Below are 3,381 nucleotides of genomic sequence, written 5' to 3'. Positions count from 1 at the left end.
GCCACCGAAGCGCATGGGTACCAGCTCGCATCGGCCATCACCGAACGCACTACCGCAGCGCTTTACGTGGTCTCGCACCACACCGTGCAGTTCGGGCTGATCCAGCTCGAAGAGTTTGCCACCGAAGCGCATGGGTACCAGCTCGCATCGGCCATCACCGAACGCACTACCGCAGCGCTTTACGTGGTCTCGCACCACACCGTGCAGTTCGGGCTGATCCAGCTCGAAGAGTTTATCGCCGAAGCGCATGCGAAGGGCGTGCCGGTCATTGTCGATGCAGCTTCCGAGTACGACCTCACGCGCTTCATCGCGGCCGGCGCCGATCTCGTGCTGTATTCGGCGCACAAGTTCCTCGGCGGTTTGACTGCCGGGATTGTGGCAGGCAAGAAAACGCTGGTACGTGCCGCGTATTTCCAGAATGGCGGCATAGGCCGCGGCATGAAGGTTGGCAAGGAAGGCATCGCGGGCGCGATCGCCGCGCTTGAACAATGGCAGCATCGCGATCATGCGGCGGTGCGCGCACGCGAGCGCAGTTACCTCGATCTGTGGATCACCGGCCTTGCCGGACGTCCCGGCATCCGCGCTGAAATCGATGCCGATCCGACCGGCAATCCGCTCGACCGCCTGAAGCTTTCCATCGATTCACGCGACGCGCGTCTCAGTGCATGGGATCTCGCCGATGCCCTGTCGCATCCTCCGGCGGGCAGCATTCCCGTGATCGTTCGCGACCATGAAGCCGAGCTGAATTTCTTTTTCATCGATCCGTGCAATCTGCATCCTGGACAGGAACGTATCGTTCTTGAACGCCTGCTTGCAGAGCTCGAGCGCGCACAACGCGCAGCGCAACCTTTGATCACACCGTTCCATCAACGCGATGCACGGCGTCTTTCCGGACGCAACTGGCCGGACTGAGCTTTTTTTTCACGCTTTCTTTGTATGACCGCTGCGCCGGATTGATTTCCGGCGTTGTTTCACTTTGCACGCTTAGTAATCCTTACGCCTTCCGAAGATAACAAAAATTCATCGGCGGGCGCCTTCTTTCGACCAGAGGAAACCCAGATGCACAAGCAGATTCTTCGCACGGCGATCGCCGTCGCCGTGACCGGAAGCTTCGCGCATGCCGCTTTTGCGCAAAGCGGTGTGACGCTCTACGGTATCGTGGATGCAGGCTTCACCTACACCAACAATCAAAAAGGCAGCAGCGCCTATCAGGCGACGCAAGGCAACGTCCAGGGTTCACGCTGGGGTCTGCTGGGCACTGAAGACCTGGGCGGCGGCAACAAGGCGTCGTTCAAACTCGAAAATGGTTTCAGTCTCGAATCCGGTGCATCGGGTCAGGGCGGACGCATGTTCGGCCGCAGCGCATGGGTGGCGCTGAGCAACAACAAAGCAGGATCGATCACACTTGGGCGCCAGTACAACAGCGCGCAGGATTACCTGTCGAACCTGCAGATCAATGGCGTCGGCGCGCTGAGCCAGTATGGGAACGCCATCTATGACAATGACGACCTGAACAACACGTATCGCACGAGCAACGCAGTCAAGTACACCACGCCCACGATTGCCGGTCTGACGGCGAATGCCATGTACGCGTTCTCGAACACCGCCGGCGACTTCGCGAACAACCGTGCATGGAGCGTAGGCGCCGACTATGCTGCCGGCCCCGTTCGTCTCGATGCCGCTTACTCGCTCGTGAATCGTCCTGCATCGAACACGGCCGGTGCGGCGCCGTCCGACAACTACTACAGCACCAGCTCGTCGATCATCAGCAACGTCGCGCGCAACCAGGTGTGGGGCGCGGGCGGCGCGTATGCATTCGGACCGGCGACGGTCGCGCTGCTCTATACGAACTCGCACTTCGACCTGCTGACGGGCGGCAGCCTGCGCTTCGCGAACTACGAAGCAAGCGTGCGTTATCAGTTCACACCGGCCACGTTGCTGTCGCTCGGCTATATCTATACGAGCCAGAACAGCAGTTCGGCCACGGCGGCGAATGCGCACTACAACCAGCTCGCACTGGGCGGCGAGTATTTCCTGTCGAAGACCACCGATGTTTATCTGAACGGCATCTACCAGCGTTCGTCCGGCGCGAAGGCTTGGGTTGAAGGCGTCACGAATCCGTCGAGCAACAACGGCCAGATCGTGGCCGTCGCAGGCATTCGCCACAAGTTCTAATCCAGCACGCCGGGCCATGCATTCCGCTTGGCCCGGCCCTCCTCCGATCGATATCTTGGAGCCTCCATGGCGACTGTCCAGGGAAGTCTGTTACTTGTCTACGCGTTGATCGCGATCATCGCGCTGGTCGTGCTGATTGCGCGTTTCAAGCTCAATCCGTTTATTACGCTGATGGTGGTGTCGGTTGCGCTCGCGCTTGCCGTCGGGATGCCGATGACGTCGATTCTCAAGTCATTCGAGACCGGCGTTGGCGGGACGCTCGGACACATTGCGATTGTCGTTGGCCTGGGCACCATGCTCGGCAAGATGATGGCAGAGTCCGGTGGCGCTGAACGCATTGCCCGCACGCTGATCGATTTGTTCGGCCCGAAGAATGTGCACTGGGCGATGATGTGTATCGCGTTTCTCGTCGGCTTGCCCGTGTTCTTCGAAGTCGGCTTCGTGCTGCTGATTCCAATTGCGTTCAACGTGGCGCAACGCACCGGCACGTCGATGATCCGCGTCGGCATTCCGATGGTCGCGGGTCTTTCAGTCGTGCACGGCCTGATTCCGCCGCACCCCGCCGCGCTGCTTGCAGTGACCGCGTATAACGCGGACATCGGGCATACGATTTTCTACGCGCTGATCGTCGGCATTCCCACGGCCATCATTGCGGGTCCGTTGTTCTCCAAACTTATCGCGAAGTTCGTCGTGCTGGAAGGCGTCAACCCGATGGCGAAGCAGTTCATCGAACAGGACGCGGCACGTGCCACGCAGAAATTGCCCAGCTTCGGCATCACGCTGTTGACGGTGCTGTTGCCTGTGTTGCTGATGCTGATCGGCAGTTGGGCGGATTTGATCGCACCGGCCAAGTCGACACTGAACAACGTGTTGCGTTTGATCGGTCATCCCGACATGGCGCTGCTCCTCGCAGTGCTGTTGAGCTTTTATACGTTCGGCTCCGCACGCGGCTTCAATCGCGACTCGATTCTGAAATTCACTAACGAGTGTCTCGCACCTACGGCAAGCATCACGCTTGTAGTGGGCGCAGGTGCGGGCTTCGGCCGCATCCTGATCGACAGCGGTGCCTCAAAGGCAATCGTGGATGTCGCGACCGGTGCGCACGTGCCGCTCCTGATCCTTGCATGGCTCGTGGCCGCGCTGATTCGCGTAGCGACCGGTTCTGCCACCGTCGCCATGGCCACCGCGGCGGGCATCATTGCGCCA

Annotated in this window: 3 protein-coding genes; all 3 read left to right on the top strand. The window is 60.1% G+C overall.

What is annotated here, in order from left to right; genetic code table 11:
- The coding region (locus ACRXB1_RS33110; protein WP_449494432.1) for an aminotransferase class V-fold PLP-dependent enzyme at nucleotides 1-912 on the top strand (912 nt) is incomplete at its 5' end.
- 147 nt (nucleotides 913-1,059) lie between these two features.
- Nucleotides 1,060-2,175: a porin gene (locus ACRXB1_RS33105; RefSeq protein WP_062002736.1), complete on the top strand. Its 1,116-nt coding sequence runs from the start codon at nucleotides 1,060-1,062 to the stop codon at nucleotides 2,173-2,175.
- A gap of 66 nt (nucleotides 2,176-2,241) precedes the next feature.
- On the top strand, nucleotides 2,242-3,381 hold a 1,140-nt coding region (locus tag ACRXB1_RS33100; protein ID WP_449494431.1), incomplete at its 3' end, for a GntT/GntP/DsdX family permease.

Source organism: Caballeronia sp. M23-90 (genome assembly GCF_053574605.1).
The sequence above is the reverse complement of the archived record's forward strand: the minus strand, read 5'-3'. Positions and strand labels throughout refer to the sequence as shown.

Bases quoted from the DNA above. Each gene is read 5' to 3' on its own strand.
- ACRXB1_RS33105 (WP_062002736.1), top strand. From the start codon at position 1,060: ATGCACAAGCAGATTCTTCGCACGGCGATCGCCGTCGCCGTGACCGGA.